This window comes from Melittangium boletus DSM 14713, from assembly GCF_002305855.1.
Taxonomy (GTDB): domain Bacteria; phylum Myxococcota; class Myxococcia; order Myxococcales; family Myxococcaceae; genus Cystobacter; species Cystobacter boletus.
On sequence record NZ_CP022163.1, the window covers coordinates 3,549,756 to 3,564,919 of the forward strand.

A 15,164-nucleotide genomic window follows, 5' to 3' on the forward strand; every position below is an offset into this window, starting at 1 on the left:
GACTCCTCGGAAAGCAGGGGAGCAGCCGAATAACAGAAAGACAGACAACTCACAAGACAAGGAAATGAGAATTGGAATTGTTTGAGCTGCACTTTTCGACAAGTGCCGTCTCGCTTTGAAGACAAACATTGTCGTGGGTGAGACCATGTGTGTCCAACGTTGAGCGCACCGCGTCCCCGGCCATGGCTCCTGGCCCGGGGGCATGACTGACTCACCCCCATGCGCGCTGATTTCCCTCTCCTCCTGTTGTCCCTCTCGCTCCCGCTGCTCGGCGGCTGCACCGCGTCCTCCACACCCGGCCGGGAAGTATCACCCCCACCACTCTCCGAGTCCGGTGACGCCACGCGGCCCCATCCCCTCGTCGGGAAGATCTGGGACACGCGGGCGGGCCGTTTCGTGGACGCGGCCACCCTGGACGAAGCGCTCGCCCAGGCCCGCTACGTGCTGCTCGGGGAGAAGCACGACAACCCGGAGCACCACCGCCTCCAGGCCGAGCGCGTGCGCGCCCTCACCGCCTCCGGACGCAAGCCCGCGCTCGCCTTCGAGATGATCGACGCGGAGCAGCAATCCCTCCTCGATGAGACCCGCGCCCGGGCCTCCGGGGATCCCGACGCGATCGCGCGGGCGGTGGACTGGGAGCACAGCGGCTGGCCGGACTGGACCCTCTACCGTCCCCTCTTCGCCTGGGGCCTGGAGCACGACCTGCCCCTCGTGGGCGCCAACCTGCCCCGTGCCCTGGTGCGTCAACTCGTCAAGCAGGGCCCCGAGGCGCTGCCCCCCGAGACCCGCGCCCGGCTCGGACTGGACGCGCCCGTGCCGGAGGACGTCGCCCGGGAGATGCGCGAGGAGATGCGCGAGTCGCATTGCGGCCAGCTCCCCGAATCCCTGCTCGAGCCCATGGCCTTCGCCCAGCGGGCGCGGGACGCCCAGATGGCGGATCGGCTCTTGAGCACCGCGACGGGCGCGGGAGGCATCCTCATCACCGGCGCGGGCCATGCCCGTACGGATCGGGGCGTCCCCGCGTCCCTCGTCCGGCGCGAGCCCGGCACCCGGGTGGCGAGCCTCGCCTTCGTGGAGGTGTCTCCCGAGACCCCCGAGCCCCGGAGCTACGCCCTGCCCTATGACTATGTCTGGTTCACCCCGGCCGTGGAGCGCGAGGACCCCTGCGCGCCGCTACGGGCCGCGCCGGAAAAAGCCCCCGGAAAATAGGCCGTCAGGTTCAGCGCCGGGGCCGCGTCTCTCTTCGCATCGGTTCACACAGGTTTCGCGTCCGTCCGAAGAGGCCATACACGCCCATTCTCTCAAGGACGCCGGTTCGACTCCGGCTCTCCCGACTTAAACACCGGGAGATAGCTCAGCGGTAGAGCATGAGACTCCAAGAACGGCTTCCTCACTCGGACGCGTCTTTCTTCCCGCCGGGACGCTAACGTCCCGCGCATGCGCTGGCTCCCGCTCCTCCTCCTCGCACTCGTCTGTCTCCGGTGTACCCATGCGCCCGAGACCCACCCGGTCTCCGAGGCGCCTCGTGCCCCCGCGGCCGACTGGCCCGAGCCCCAGCCCCCCGCGCTGCGCCTGCCCGACACGGTGCGGCCGGTGCGCTACGCGTTGGACCTGACGCTCCTGCCCGCGGAGCCCACCTACTCCGGTACCGTCACCATCGACCTGGACGTGCGCGAGTCCACGCGGCAGGTGTGGTTGCACGCCCAGGGCCTCACCCTCACCCAGGCGCACGTGCTCGCCGGGGGCCGCACCCTGGAGGCGCGGACCGTGGACGCGGACGAGGGCCGGTTGGGCGTGCTGCTGCCGGAAACGCTCGCCGCCGGACAGGCCCAGCTCGTGCTCTCCTTCACCGGCCAGGCGGATCGCACGCGCAGCCAGGGCCTCTACGCCGTGGAGGAAGGCGGCGAGCACTACCTCTATACGGTCTTCGAGCCCCTCGACGCGCGGCGCGCCTTCCCGTGCTTCGACGAGCCGGGCTTCAAGGTGCCCTGGCGGCTGCGCTTCACGGTGAAGCAGGAGCACGTGGCGCTCGCCAACCACGCCATCGTCTCCGAGGAGCCCCTGCCCGGCGGGCTCAAGCGCGTCACCTTCGCCGATAGCCGGCCCATGCCCAGCTACCTCGTGGCCTTCATGGTGGGCCCCTTCGACGTGGTGGACGCGGGAAGCATCGGGCGGGCCCACGTGCCCCTGCGCTTCATCGTGCCGCGCGGCCGGGGCCCCGAGACGGCCTACGCCGCCCGCGTCACGCCCCGCATCATCACCCTGCTCGAGGACTTCTTCGATCAGACCTACCCCTACGAGAAGCTCGACGTGGCGGTGGTGCCGCGCTTCTGGGGCACCATGGAACACCCGGGCCTCGTCGCGCTCGGCCAGCCCCTCACCCTCATCCGCCCCGGTGAGGAGACCCCCGAGCGCCGCCAGCGCTACGTGAACATCGCCATCCATGAGCTGGGCCACTACTGGTTCAGCGCCATGCTCACCTGCCGCTGGTGGGACGACATCTGGCTCAACGAGTCCTTCACCTCCTGGCTCGATCAGAAGATCACCGACCAGTTCGACCCCGCCTGGCGCTTCGGCGTGGAGTCGCGGACCAACGCCCTCTTCGCCGCGATGCAGGTGGACGCGCTCACCACCACGCCCCCCCTGCGCAAACCCATCACCAGCAACGCCGACATCCACGGCGTCTTCGACGGTGGCACCACCTATTCCAAGGGCGCGGCCCTGCTCGGTCAGTTGGAGGGATGGCTCGGCGAGGCCCCCTTGCGCGAGACCCTGCGCCACTATGTGCGCGAGCACGAGTGGGGCAGTGTCACCTCCGAGGACTTCCTCACCGCCCTGCGCACGCACCTGACGCCCGACGCGGAGCGCGTCCTGCGCGGATACCTGGATCAACCGGGCGTCCCGCGCGTCTCCGCCGAGCTCCAGTGCACCCCGGGCAAGGCCCCTCGGCTGCGGCTCGCCCAGGAGCGCTTCCTGCGCGCGGGCGCGACGGACTCCACGCCCCGCCTCTGGAGCATCCCCGTGTGCGTGCGCGCCGAGGGACGTGACGCGCGCGCCTGCACCCTGCTCACCACGGCCACGGGCGAGCTGGAGCTGCCGGGAAGCACCTGCCCCTCCTGGGTGCTGCTCAACAAGGGCGGCACGGGCTACTACCGCTCGGGCTACACGTCCGAGCAGATTTCCCGGCTGGGCGCCCTGCGTCCCGGGACGCTCACGCTCCAGGAACGGCTCCTCTTCCTCGCGGACGTGAAGGCGGGCGTGGACCGGGGCGATCTGCTCGCGGGAGAAGCATTCGGGCTCGTGCCCGCCACCGCCGCGGATCCCGACCGGCTCATCATCCAACGGGGCAGTCTCCTCGCCATGTATCCCGCCGAGCGGCTGCCCGAGGACGTCCGTCCGCTGTACCGGGCCTGGCTGCGAGCGCTCTACGGGGCCCGGGCCCGGGCGATGGGGTGGAAGCCCCGGCCCGGCGAGAGCGATGACGAGAAGGAGCTGCGCTCGCTCCTGCTCTATCGCGCGGCCATCCAGGGCGAGGACCCCGTCCTGAGCCAGGAGGCACGAGCCCTCACCCGGGCCTGGCTCAAGGACCGAGAGGCCCTGTCCCAGGAGACCGCGCAGCTGGCGCTTCAAGTGGCGGCGCGCGGAGGCGACAAGGCCCTCTTCGACACGCTCCTCGCCCAGGCGCGCGCGACCCAGGACCCCACCGAGCGCGGGGAATTGCTCGGCGCGCTGGGCAACTTCCGGGAGCCCGCGCTCGTGAAGCAAGCGCTCGCGCTGGTGGCGGGTGACACGTTCGACGCGCGCGACACCGTGGGCATCCTGCGCACCGCCCTCTTCAACCCCGAGGCGAAGACCCAGGCCTGGCGCTTCTACCGGGACAACTTCGACCTGCTCGCGGGCCGGATGCGCTCGGACGAGGCCAACGGCCTGCTCTTCCTGGTGGGCTTCCTCTGCGACGACACCACGCGCGCCGAGGCCGAGACCTTCCTCACGCCACGCATCTCCCGCATCGAGGGAGGCGCGCGCTCGCTCACCCGGGCCCTGGAATCCATCCGCCTGTGCGTCGAGTCCAACCGCCGTCAGCAGCCCAGCGTGGTCGAGTTCCTGAAGAACCGAGCCCAAGCGAAGTCCGCAGAACACTGAATCTGAATTACTGACTCAACACCGATACAGGGACAGCACGTCATGGCAATCCTTCGCGAGAAGTGGACTGCAACATTCACCAAAGACAGCGCGCCGTCATGGCCTTGCCCCCGGTGCGCAGAGGGGACCCTCGCGACCGTAAAGAGTTCATTCTCAGTGTTAATTACCGCAGACTCAAGAGAGGAAGAAGAAAGCAACCCGGGATGGGAGCCGAATTGGCGGCGGGGTCGCTTTTCCGGGCACCTGAAATGTACGCGCAGTGAATGCGCCGAGCTTGTCATCGTATGTGGCGACACACGTTGGGTAATCGGAGGCGCAGACCACCACGGATATTCTTCCACCCCGCCCCGCCCCTGTTCCGTGTGCCAACATCTTGCACCGAAAAGATCCAAGACGAACTCAAGCGAGTTTGGGCGCTCTACTGGTCCGACACCGCATCCTGCGCCAACCGTGTTCGAACTTGCGTGGAACTGCTTCTCAACCACCTCAAAATCAAGCGAACCTCAAAGGGCAAAAAATAAAACAAAAACAGTACGCCTAAATCTTCATCACCGCATCGACATCCTAAAACAAAATAACGCTGATTTGGCTCAGACTCTCATGGCCATGAAATGGGTCGGAAACGCAGGGAGCCACGTGGGGGAACTGACCAGGGAAGACGTGCTGGACGGACTTGAGCTCCTAGAACACACGCTTATTGAGGTCTTCGATCCGCGGGAAAAGGAGCTAGTGCGAATGAGAAATCAAATCATCAAGAGGAAGGGACCTCGAAAACGGTCGTAGTTGGAAGCGGGCATAGCGCTTGCCAAGGGAGGTACACGGTAGCACCATCCGAAAAGATTGCCTGTCACAACAAGCCCTTTCACATGAAGCGAAGGGCTAGCGCTATTTTCTTATCGCGAGCTTCGCGCAGTTCGTCCGTCAAACAGATCTTCGGCAGCGAGCCGCATTCCACATCCAGAACGCGCCGCCCCCAAGCAAGACAGTGTAGTGGAATTCATCAAGACCCACGCGAAACTTGTCAAGCGCCGAGCCGGTGCACCAGTCGATGGGCCGCACAGCCCGCCTTGTGAAAGGCAGGAGCGTCATCATCCCACGCCAACGTTGCGAGCAGCATCCACCAGCATGAGCGGAGGGGGCGGAAGCCATTCTCCCCTGATTGCTGTCTCGATACATCGTCTCGACTCCGGCTGGAACATCGCGTCAAAAAACTCGTGGCGATGATTTCGCGGGAACATGAAGAGCTTTCGGCCCTTGACCACCCAGCCGCAGCAATGCCACTCCCCCGCTGCACTTCATGCTTGGATTCCAGCGTCCCCTCGATAAGGGGATGACGTAGGGGGGCGCCGCACCCTGGCCACCTTCTTCGCATGAGCGATCGACTCTAGATGCTCCTGCCTCAGGGGGCGATCGCGACGAAGCCGGAGCGCTCTCCGCTCTACGTCTTCCAGCATCTCCCAGGCATCGCGGGCCTGCCGGGGGAAGAGATGAAGTAACTGCACATAGAGGCAAGCAACGTGAACGCGCATCCCCAGATCGTGAAAGCCCAGTTGCTGTAGACGGCGAAGCCAGCGCCCGAACTCCTTCCACGGCATGTCGAACCCGAATGCCTCTGTCAGGAGGGTCTTCACGATGATGCGCTGCACCGCAAGACGCCGGGCTGGAGTCCTCGCCTTCTCAATCCACCGCTTCTGCAACTTCAGGAGTTCGCGCTTCCGAATCTCATAAGGGGCCTTGGCCTTGAATAGTTCCATGAAGAGAAGATCGATCTCCTCACCGAATGTCGGGGCGCGCTCCTGACGTGAAGTCACCATGCTCAGGCTCCTGGACACAGCTTTTCGTTAGCACGCAATGGCCAGAACCCGTGGCGCATACAGGCCTCGTAGCACGCCTTGCACTGCGACTCGCCCCAGACACGGCCATCATGCCTATCACTCTTGCACTTCATGAAATGGTCCATGCAGATGTCTCTCCACCTCTCCTTTTCCTCGGCAGAGGGAAGATCGGGGATGGGCGCAGCCTCTACCTCGGGGAGTAATGTCTCCGTTCGTCCTGGTGACAACCGGTTCGGTTGTAACTGAGCGGAGGGAGGAGCCACGGCCGCGCACCGTTCGTACTCGCCGGGGTTTTCCTTCAAGCAACAGGAGACCGTGTTATCTGTCGGATTGCACTCGCCAACGTGCGCGCATCCCGCCGCGGCCAGGAGACTCAGCCCTAATGCGAAACAAACTGGGCGGCACGGTGGGCCACGACCAACCACACGGGTTTGTTGCATGACCGACTCCAGAGGCCGGGTAGGGGGTCGGCCACCCAAGTTATCGGACGGAGGTTCGCCGAGGTTGCGTCCTAGGGCCCTCTCGACTCGCGCTCTCCTGGAGCCGCGCCCTGCCGCGGCGATGGGTTGGCCTTGTCCGAAGAACGTCGAGGATGAAGTAGATGCCCCCGCTCACACCGGCAGGGCGCCGTCCTCCACTTCCAGAACGCGCCGGCCGAACAGCCGCAGGGCCTCGCGCAGGTCGGACGAGGCCGCTTCCACCGGGGCGTTCCGGGCGCTCTGCAAGCGCATGCGCGCCGCGAGCAGGGCGAGCCGTCCCTGCTCGCTCCCGGGCGCTCGCCGGGCCTCCTGCAGGTCCAACGCCACGCGCAAGAGCGAGGTGAGCTCGCGCAGCACGACGTCGTGCTGCAACTCCGGCGTCTTCGCCAGCGCCGCGAAGCCCCGCCGCGCCGCCTCCAGGTCTCCCAGCGCCGCCTGCACCGCGGACAGGTGCGCGGTGAAGCGCAGCGCGTGCCAGCGGGACACCCGCTCCAACAGGGAAATGCCCTCCGTGAGGCTCGCGCGCGCCGCCTCCAAGGCCCCGAGCGCCACCAGGGCCCGGCCCCGCTCGCCCAACGCCACGCCCTCCACCAGGCGCATGCCGAGCTGCCGCCCCATGAGCACCGCCTCGCCCAGGTGCTCGCGCGCCTCCGCCGCCCGCCCCGCGTCCAGCAGGAAGCAGCCCAGGTTCACCCGCGCCAGCGCATGCCCCGAGCGATCTCCCACCCGCGAGGCCTTCTCCATCGCCTCTTCCAGCAGCGCCACCGCCTCGGCCGTGTTGCCCTGCTCGCCAATCGCCATGGCGTAGTTGGCGAGGAAGCCCACCTCGTAGGCCACGTCCCCCATGGCGCGGAACAGCTCCAGCGCCGAGCGCAGGTGGGGCAGCGCCGCCTCGGCGCCGTTGCGCCCCAGCTCCAGGATGCCGAGGTTGCCCACCGCGTACGCGTCCAGCCACTTGTCTCCCGGCGAGGGCAGCTCCAGCGCCTCCTGGATGAGGGACCAGGCCATGCCCAGGTCGCACTCGTCCCGGGCCACGATGCACAGGTCCACCAGCACGCGCTTCTGCCGGTCCTCCGCGCCCAGGGCCCCGAAGATGGCGCGTGCCTCGCTCAAGTCCGTCCACGCGGCGGACAAACGGCCTTCTCCATGGTGGGTGCGGCCCCGGACGGCGAGCGCGTCCGCGCGCAGCAGCGGATCCACCTCCATCGTCGCCGCCAGCTCCAGCGCCCGGTTGAGCCGCGCCAGGGTGATGCCCACGGGCCCGCGCGCCGTCACGTCCGGATCCAACGCCACCAGCGCGCCCAGGGCCCGCTCCAGCGTGCTCGTCGTGACGGGCGCCACCGCCAGGGCGTTGTCACAGGCCGCGAGCAGGTTCTCGCGCTCGAGCGCCAACCGGCGGAAGGCCAGCTCTCCCTCCGCGCCCCGCCGCCGCTGGCTCAGGTGCCGGGCCAGCTCCAGGTAGCACGCCGCATGGCGCGCCGCGAGCATCGTCCCCTCGCCCCGCTCCGCCAGCCGTGACGAGGCGTACTGGCGGATGCTCTCGTACATCCCCAGGCGCAGCTCGCCGGTGAGTCCGTCCGGCGTATACGCGCGCAGGAGCGACTTGGAGCGCAGCGAGTGGATGATCTCCAGCACGTCCGGCCCGCCGGGAGGAAACAGCAGCACCGACTCGGCCGACTCCAGCGTGAAGCCGCCGCGGAACACCGAGCACTGCGCCAGGGCCGCGCGCTCGGCGGGCTCCAGCAGGTTCCAGGACCAGTCGATGGCGCCCCACAGCGTGCACTGCCTCGCCGAGCCATCGCGCCGGCCCCCGCGCAAGAGCTCGAAGCGGCGCGACAGCCGCTCTTGAATCTGACTGACGCCCAGCAGGTTGGTGCGCGCCGCCGCCAGCTCGATGGCCAGGGGGATGCCGTCCAGCTTGCGCACGATGTCCGCCACCAGGGGCGCCTCGGCCTCGGTGAGCTCGAAGCCCCCGCGCACCGCGCGCGTGCGCCGCACGAACAGCTCCACCGCGCCACAGCCGCGCAGCACCTCCAGCCGCGTCTCGTCCTCCTCGGGGACGCCCAGGGGCTCCAGGTCCACCACGCGCTCGGCCGGCAGCAGCAGCGCCTCGCGCGAGGTGACGAGGAAACGGGCCCGGGGCGCCAGCTCCCGCCAGCGGCCCAGCGTGGCGGGCATGTGCTGGATGACGTGCTCCACGTTGTCGAGCAGCACCAGCACGTCCCCACGTCCGGACAGGGCCCGGCCCAACCGGTCCGCCGGGGCACTGTCCTCGCCGCTGCGCGTGAGCGCCACGCCCAGCACCCGGCCCACGGCATGGCAGATGTCGTCCACCGTCGTGGCGTCCGACAGCTCGCACAACCACACTCCGCCTTCCCACTCCCCGGCCTCCAGGTTGCCGAAGCGCGTGGCCAGGCGGCTCTTGCCCATGCCACCGGGGCCCAGGAGCGTCACGAGCCGGCTGCCCTCGGCGAAGCAGCGCCGCAGCCGCGCCAGCTCCTCCTCCCGGCCAATGAACTCCCCGGACTCCCCCGGCAGGTTGCCGCGCCGGGCCCGGGGCACGCGAAGCACCTCGAAGCGGCGGTCGGCGAGCCGGGCGGGCAGCACCTCCACGAGCGGCACGGGCTCCTCGATGCCCTTGAGATGATAGTCGCCCAGCGAACGCACCACGGGCCCGCCCAGCGAGTCCCACGCGTCGGCCACCCGCGACCACGCGCTCGCGCTCACCAGCACCTGGCCGCCATGGCCCGCCGAGGCGACTCGCGCCGCGACGTTCACCATCCGTCCGAAATAGTCCGTCTGCCCCGTCCGGTCATCGACGCGGCACTCGGGCTCGCCCAGGTGCACACCCATGCGCACCCGGAGCCCCCGGTGCATCAGCCCCTTGGGCCCCCACTCCTCCCGCGCATCCGGCTCGCGCAGGAGGGCGTCCGGCCAGGGTGCCTCGAGCAGCGCCTGTTGGGTCTCCAGACACCAGCGCACGGCCTCCACCACCGAGGAGAAGGCCACCATGAAGGAATCGCCCTGGGTCTTCACCTCGTAGCCACCGGAGACGGCCAGCAGCTCGCGCAGCACCCGGTTGTGCACGTCCAGGGCCTCGCCCATGTCGGCGTTGCAACGCTCCCACAGTCGCGTGGACCCCTGCACGTCGGTGAAGACGAGCGCGACGGTTCCCGTAGGAGCTCTGTCCCGATGCGCAGTCACCCCATCCCCCGGCATCCCGATGGCGCTGGTCCGCGGAAAGATGCGCAAAACAGTCCCCATCACCCGCTCCCTGGCCTGGGAGCATGATGACCATGGAGCCGTCAAATGGCGCCCCCCGGAAACCCATCCGTGCACCAGCACACGAATCCTCATGCCTTGAGAACCGGCTGGGTACACGAGCGGACTTTCGGGGAGTGAACGAACTCCCCCGGGAGCGGCGAAGCGGATGTCAGCCCGCCTGTTCCCGCCGCAGCACGCCGCGCACCGCGAGCGAGGCGGCCATGATGGACAAGCCCCGCGTGAAGATTTCCACGCCCACCACCACCCCCAGGACCCACAGGGACGAAGCGGGCAGCCGGAAGAAGATGAGGGCGCCCAGGATCACGGACACCACGCCATAGGCGAAGTCCCAGCCCCAGTTGGGATAGCGATCCATGGCGGAGGTGATGCCCCGGAAGCAGCCACTGGCGAGGAAGTAGGCGGCGAGCAGCAGCGTGAGCGACACCAGTCCCACACCCGGCTGGGCCAGGACGAGAACGCCCACCAGGAGCGACAGGATGCCGCCCAGCACGAAGTGCAGATAGGGGCCGGAGCCGCGCACGCGAAACCCGTGGACGATTTCCAGGATGCCCGCCACGCCCAGCGCCGCACCATAGAAGAGGACGGACACGAAGCTCGTCCAGACCACGGCACCGAGCGCCAGGACGCCAAGCACGGTGAGCAGCAGTCCCATCACGAAGGGGCCGCCCCAGAGGGCCGACGCGGGGCGGGACCCTCGAGACGAGGAGTTCAAGGGGATTTCAGGAGTAGCCATTGCGAGACCTCCACGGTGAGTGCACTCCCTGCGAAGCTGGGCGTACGTCCAGGACGTGACAAGGGAAGCAACAGCCACCGGGGGACCAACGGCTCCTCGGGCCGGAGCATGAGCGGACCGAGGGCTTCACCGCGCGGCGGGCTTGAGCCGCTGGGCGCCCTCGGGAAGGGCCTCGTCGCTCCGGTGCGCCTCGTCCCGCGCGTCCCGCACCACCTGGACGCCGCCGGAATCGGCGAGCACGGTGCGCCAGGCGCCCTGGGGCGCGAGCACGTCGGCCTCGCGAGGGCCCCACGTCCCGGGCTCGTACTCGTGCACCTGGCCGTCATGGAGGATGGGGTCCACCACCCGCCACGCCTCCTCCACGCTCTCCTGGCGTGCGAAGAGCGAGATGTCCCCCCGCATGGCGTCTCCGAGCAGCCGCTCGTAGGGCTTCATCGCCGCGGCCGAGTGCTGACTGGCCACCAGGTCCACGTCCTCGCCCTCCATGCTGGTGCCGGGCTTCTTGGCGCGGGCGCCAATGGAGATGCGCACATCCGGCCCGAGCCGGAAGCGCACGAAGTTGGGGGAGGCCTGGGTGGGCGCCTCGAAGATGGGCCGGGGCGGGTGGTTGAGCTCCACGAACACCTCGGTGGCATCGGTGGGCAGGCACTTGCCGGCGCGGATGTAGAAGGGCACGTCCGCCCAGCGCCACGAGTCGATGAAGAGCCGCACCGCGGCGAACGTCTCCACCCGGGAGTCCGGGGCCACGCCGGGCACCTGGCGGTAGCCGCGGAACTGGCCGCGCACCACGCTGTCGGGCGAGAGCGAGCGCATGGCCTTGAAGACGCGCGCCTTCTCGTCGCGCAGGGCCTCGGCGGACGAGCAGAACGGAGCGTCCATGGTGAGCAGCGCCACGATCTGCAGCAGGTGGTTCTGCAGCACGTCGCGCACGGCGCCCACCTCCTCGTAGAAGGCGCCCCGGCCCTTGATGCCGAAGCTCTCCGCGAGCGTCACCTGCACGCTCCGCACGTGCTGCCGGTTCCAGATGGGCTCGAGGAACACGTTGGCGAAGCGGAAGAAGAGCAGGTTCTGCACCGGCTCCTTCCCGAGGAAGTGATCGATGCGGAAGATGGAGGACTCGGGCAGGAAGCGGTGGAGCGTCTCGTTGAGCGCGCGCGCCGAGGCCAGATCCCGTCCGAAGGGCTTCTCCACCACCACGCGCGCCTGGGACAGACACTCCGCCTTCGACAGGCCCTCCACCACGGTGCCGAAGAGACTCGGGGGGATGGCCAGGTAGTGCAGGGGCCGCTGGGCCTGGCCCAGCTCCTTCTTCACCGCGTTGAAGGTGCCCGGGTCCCGGTAGTCCCCGTCCACGTAGCGCAGCAGCTGGAACAAGCGCTGGAGGGAGTCCTCGTCATGCGCCTGCCCATGCTCACGGATGCTGGCGCGGGCGCGCTCCTTGAGCTGGTCCAGGTTCCAACCCGCCTTGGCCACGCCGATGATGGGCACGGACAGACCGTCGCGCGCCACCAGCGCCAGGAGCGAGGGGAAGATCTGCTTGTAGGCGAGGTCTCCCGTGGCACCGAAGAAGACGAGGGCATCCGAGTGAGTTTCCTGAGCCATGGGTTCACCCGCCTCCCTTCATCTTCTTCTCCAGGTGGCCGCCGAACGCGAAGCGCATGGCGGAGAGCAACTTGTTGGAGAACTCGGCCTCGCCCTGGCTGGTGAAGCGCGAGTACAGAGCACTGGCGAGCACGGGCGTGGGAACGCCCTCGTCGATGGCGGCCTGCTGCGTCCAGCGGCCCTCGCCCGAGTCGGACACGCGGCCGGAGAAGTCACTCAGCTCCGGATTCTTGAACAAGGCCTGGGCCGACAAATCCAACAACCACGAGCCGATGACGCTGCCGCGCCGCCACAACTCGGTCACCTCGGCCAGGTTGAAGTCATACGGATAGGCCTCGGGCTCGCGCAGGGGCGCCGTCTCCGCGTCGGCGGTGGGCGGGTGCTTCCCCACGTTCGCGTGGTGCAGGATGTTGAGCCCCTCGGCGTAGGCGGCCATGAGGGCGTACTCGATGCCGTTGTGCACCATCTTCACGAAGTGGCCCGCGCCATTGGGGCCGCAGTGCAGCCAGCCCTGCTCGGCGGGAGTCGGAGGCCCCTCGCGGCCCGGGGTCCGGGGCTCGGCCTCCACGCCCGGCGCCAGGGCGGAGAAGACGGGCTCCAGGCGGCCCACGGCCTCCTGCTCACCGCCAATCATCAGACAGTAGCCGCGCGTCTGGCCCCACACCCCGCCACTCACGCCCGCGTCCACATAATGGATGCCCCGGGCGCGCAGCTCCGCCGAGCGGCGCAGGTCATCCCGGTAATGGGAGTTGCCGCCCTCGATGACGGTGTCCCCGGCCTCGAGCAGGGCCGTCAGCTTCGTCAACGTGCCGTCCACCACGCCCGCGGGCAGCATCAACCACACCGCGCGCGGGGCGGGCAGCCGCCGCACCAGCTCCTCCAGGGAGTGGGCCCCCTGGGCGCCGTCCTTCTGGAGCGAGTCGACGCTCTCGCGGCGCGTGTCATGCACGACACACGAATGCCCGGCCTTGAGCAGACGGCGCACCATGGCGGCCCCCATCCGGCCCAACCCAATCATTCCCAACTCCATCGCCCCGCCTCCATCCCGTCCGGGCCGAGGAATCGCGCGAAGGGCCTGGCTGCCCGTTCGCTCCCCTTCCCGAGGACCCGTGCTCGCCCGGGAAGACGTCCTCAACCTGCGCACGGAGCGAGGCCCGGACAGGCCAGACCACTGGTCCATGGGACGGGCGGACAGGCGGCGGGGGCCTCCCTGGTTGCCGTGTCCACGCCACGTCTCCAAGTTGAGCCACATATGTCCCGACCCATCGAGGACTACGCCCTGATTGGAGACACCCAGACGGCGGCGCTGGTCGGCCGGGACGGGTCCATCGATTGGCTATGCCTGCCGCGCTTCGACTCGGGCGCGTGTTTCGCGGCGCTGCTCGGCAACCCCGAACATGGCCGCTGGAAGCTGGCTCCGTCGAGCCGGGGCCCGGTGATGGTGAAGCGGCGCTACCGCCCGGACAGCCTCGTGCTGGAGACGGAGTACACCACGGCGGAGGGCGTGGTGCGGGTGGTGGACTGCATGCCCCCGCGCGACCGGACGCCGGACGTCATCCGTCTGGTGGAGGGCGTCAAGGGCCGGGTGTGCATGAACATGCAGCTCGTCATGCGCTTCGACTATGGCTCGGTGGTGCCGTGGGTGACGCGCGAGACGGGCGAGTTGCGAGCGGTGGCCGGTCCGGACGCGCTCAGCCTGTACACCCCCGTGGCGGTGCGCGGCCACCACCTGACGACGGTGGCGGACTTCACCGTGGCCGAGGGACAACGCATCCCCTTCGTCCTGCGCTGGCACCCCTCGCACGAGCCCGCGCCCGAGCCCCTGGACGGCGTGGAGGCCGTGGCGGACACCGAGGCGTGGTGGAAGGAGTGGTTCGCGCACTGCACCTACCAGGGCGCCTGGCCGGAGGCGGTGCGCACATCGTTGATGACGCTCAAGGCGCTCACGTACGCGCCCACGGGAGGCATCGTGGCGGCGGCCACCACGTCCCTGCCCGAGCGCCTGGGCGGCATGCGCAACTGGGACTACCGCTTCTGCTGGCTGCGCGACGCCACCTTCACCCTCTACGCCCTGACGCTCGGCGGGTTCCGCGAGGAAGCGGAGGCGTGGCGCGCGTGGTTGATGCGCTCGGTGGCGGGAGATCCCTCGAAGCTGCAGATCATGTACGGGGTGGCGGGCGAGCGCCGTCTGACGGAGCGGACCCTGCCGTGGCTGCCGGGCTATGCCGCCTCCAAACCAGTGCGCACGGGCAACGCGGCGGTGGACCAGTTCCAGTTGGATGTCTATGGCGAGGTGATGGACGCGATCCATCAGGCCAACCGGATTGGCCTGAGTTCGAATCACCGCTCCTGGGACGTGGCGCTCGTGCTGCTGGACTTCCTGGAGTCCGGCTGGCAGCAGCCCGACGCGGGCATGTGGGAGGTGCGCGGGGACTTGCGGCACTTCACCTATTCGAAGGTGATGGCGTGGGTGGCCTTCGATCGGGCGGTGAAGGCGGTGAAGCGCTACGGATTGGAAGGGCCAGTGGAGCACTGGCGCGAGGTGCGCGATCGCATCCACCAGGAGATCTGCGAGAGCGCCTACGACCCGAAGCTGGGCGCGTTCACCCAGGCCTATGGCTCGGGGAACCTGGATGCGAGCCTGCTCCTGCTGCCCCTGGTGGGCTTCGTGCACCCGAAGGATCCGCGCATGGTGGGCACGGTGCGCGCCATCGAGCGGGAACTCCTGGATGACGGGCTCTTGCGGCGCTACCACACGCACGAGACGGATGACGGCCTGCCACCGGGAGAAGGACGCTTCCTGGCCTGTTCCTTCTGGCTCGCGGACAACTACGTGCTGCAGGGCCGGAGGGACGAGGCGGAGGCGCTCTTCGAGCGGCTGTTGAGCCTGCGCAACGACGTGGGCCTGCTGGCGGAGGAGTACGATCCCCTCAGCAAGCGCCAGCTCGGCAATTACCCCCAGGCGTTCTCACACGTGGGCCTCATCAACACGGCGTTCAACCTGGAGCGCTACCACATCAGCCCGGCGATCCACCGGCGCGAGAACCACGTGGCGGAACAGGAAGCCCCCGCCTCCCCGTGAGGCGG

The 15,164-nt window shown here is 68.7% G+C and carries 9 protein-coding genes; 4 read left to right on the plus strand and 5 right to left on the minus strand.

The window, feature by feature from the left end:
* Positions 1 to 219 precede the first annotated feature (219 nt).
* The 3 genes from MEBOL_RS14880 (at position 220) to MEBOL_RS44075 (ending at position 4,926) form a co-directional block, all read left to right on the plus strand.
* Positions 220 to 1,209 (plus strand): ChaN family lipoprotein, encoded by a 990-nt coding sequence (locus tag MEBOL_RS14880; protein ID WP_095978051.1) that lies wholly within the window; start codon positions 220 to 222, stop codon positions 1,207 to 1,209.
* 228 nt (positions 1,210 to 1,437) lie between these two features.
* Positions 1,438 to 4,143, plus strand: coding sequence for a M1 family metallopeptidase (locus MEBOL_RS14885; protein ID WP_095978052.1), 2,706 nt, complete (start codon positions 1,438 to 1,440; stop codon positions 4,141 to 4,143).
* A 42-nt stretch (positions 4,144 to 4,185) separates the two neighbouring features.
* Complete coding sequence (locus tag MEBOL_RS44075; RefSeq protein WP_095978053.1) at positions 4,186 to 4,926, plus strand: DUF4145 domain-containing protein; 741 nt, start codon at positions 4,186 to 4,188, stop codon at positions 4,924 to 4,926.
* Between the two features lie 512 nt (positions 4,927 to 5,438).
* Here the strand turns inward: MEBOL_RS44075 and MEBOL_RS14895 are convergent.
* The 5 genes from MEBOL_RS14895 to gnd all read right to left on the minus strand — a co-directional run bounded on the left by MEBOL_RS14895 (position 5,439) and on the right by gnd (position 13,095).
* Positions 5,439 to 5,957: a hypothetical protein gene (locus MEBOL_RS14895; RefSeq protein WP_095978054.1), complete on the minus strand. Its 519-nt coding sequence runs from the start codon at positions 5,955 to 5,957 to the stop codon at positions 5,439 to 5,441.
* Between the two features lie 632 nt (positions 5,958 to 6,589).
* Positions 6,590 to 9,721, minus strand: coding sequence for an ATP-binding protein (locus tag MEBOL_RS14900; RefSeq protein ID WP_095978055.1), 3,132 nt, complete (start codon positions 9,719 to 9,721; stop codon positions 6,590 to 6,592).
* 169 nt (positions 9,722 to 9,890) lie between these two features.
* Positions 9,891 to 10,475 carry an HdeD family acid-resistance protein gene (locus MEBOL_RS14905; RefSeq protein ID WP_245919770.1) on the minus strand — a complete coding sequence of 195 codons (585 nt, stop codon included), beginning with the start codon at positions 10,473 to 10,475 and terminating at the stop codon, positions 9,891 to 9,893.
* Between the two features lie 126 nt (positions 10,476 to 10,601).
* A complete protein-coding gene (gene zwf, locus MEBOL_RS14910; protein ID WP_095978056.1) occupies positions 10,602 to 12,077 on the minus strand; it encodes a glucose-6-phosphate dehydrogenase in 1,476 nt (491 codons plus the stop codon).
* A gap of 4 nt (positions 12,078 to 12,081) precedes the next feature.
* Entirely contained in the window at positions 12,082 to 13,095 is a 1,014-nt protein-coding gene (gene gnd / locus MEBOL_RS14915) for a phosphogluconate dehydrogenase (NAD(+)-dependent, decarboxylating) (RefSeq protein WP_245919772.1), read from the minus strand.
* Positions 13,096 to 13,329: 234 nt separating this feature from the next.
* Between gnd and MEBOL_RS14920 the strand changes: the two genes are divergently transcribed.
* Positions 13,330 to 15,159, plus strand: a complete 1,830-nt coding sequence (locus tag MEBOL_RS14920; protein WP_095978058.1) for a glycoside hydrolase family 15 protein — start codon at positions 13,330 to 13,332, stop codon at positions 15,157 to 15,159.
* Positions 15,160 to 15,164 lie beyond the last annotated feature (5 nt).

What these genes read in the sequence shown, in the direction of transcription:
- MEBOL_RS14895 (WP_095978054.1), bottom strand. Translation starts at nt 5,957, where the DNA reads ATGGTGACTTCACGTCAGGAGCGCGCCCCGACATTCGGTGAGGAGATC.
- zwf (WP_095978056.1), bottom strand. Translation starts at nt 12,077, where the DNA reads ATGGCTCAGGAAACTCACTCGGATGCCCTCGTCTTCTTCGGTGCCACG.
- MEBOL_RS44075 (WP_095978053.1), top strand. Translation starts at nt 4,186, where the DNA reads ATGGCAATCCTTCGCGAGAAGTGGACTGCAACATTCACCAAAGACAGC.
- MEBOL_RS14880 (WP_095978051.1), top strand. Translation starts at nt 220, where the DNA reads ATGCGCGCTGATTTCCCTCTCCTCCTGTTGTCCCTCTCGCTCCCGCTG.
- gnd (WP_245919772.1), bottom strand. Translation starts at nt 13,095, where the DNA reads ATGATTGGGTTGGGCCGGATGGGGGCCGCCATGGTGCGCCGTCTGCTC.
- MEBOL_RS14900 (WP_095978055.1), bottom strand. Translation starts at nt 9,721, where the DNA reads ATGGGGACTGTTTTGCGCATCTTTCCGCGGACCAGCGCCATCGGGATG.
- MEBOL_RS14905 (WP_245919770.1), bottom strand. Translation starts at nt 10,475, where the DNA reads ATGGCTACTCCTGAAATCCCCTTGAACTCCTCGTCTCGAGGGTCCCGC.
- MEBOL_RS14885 (WP_095978052.1), top strand. Translation starts at nt 1,438, where the DNA reads ATGCGCTGGCTCCCGCTCCTCCTCCTCGCACTCGTCTGTCTCCGGTGT.
- MEBOL_RS14920 (WP_095978058.1), top strand. Translation starts at nt 13,330, where the DNA reads ATGTCCCGACCCATCGAGGACTACGCCCTGATTGGAGACACCCAGACG.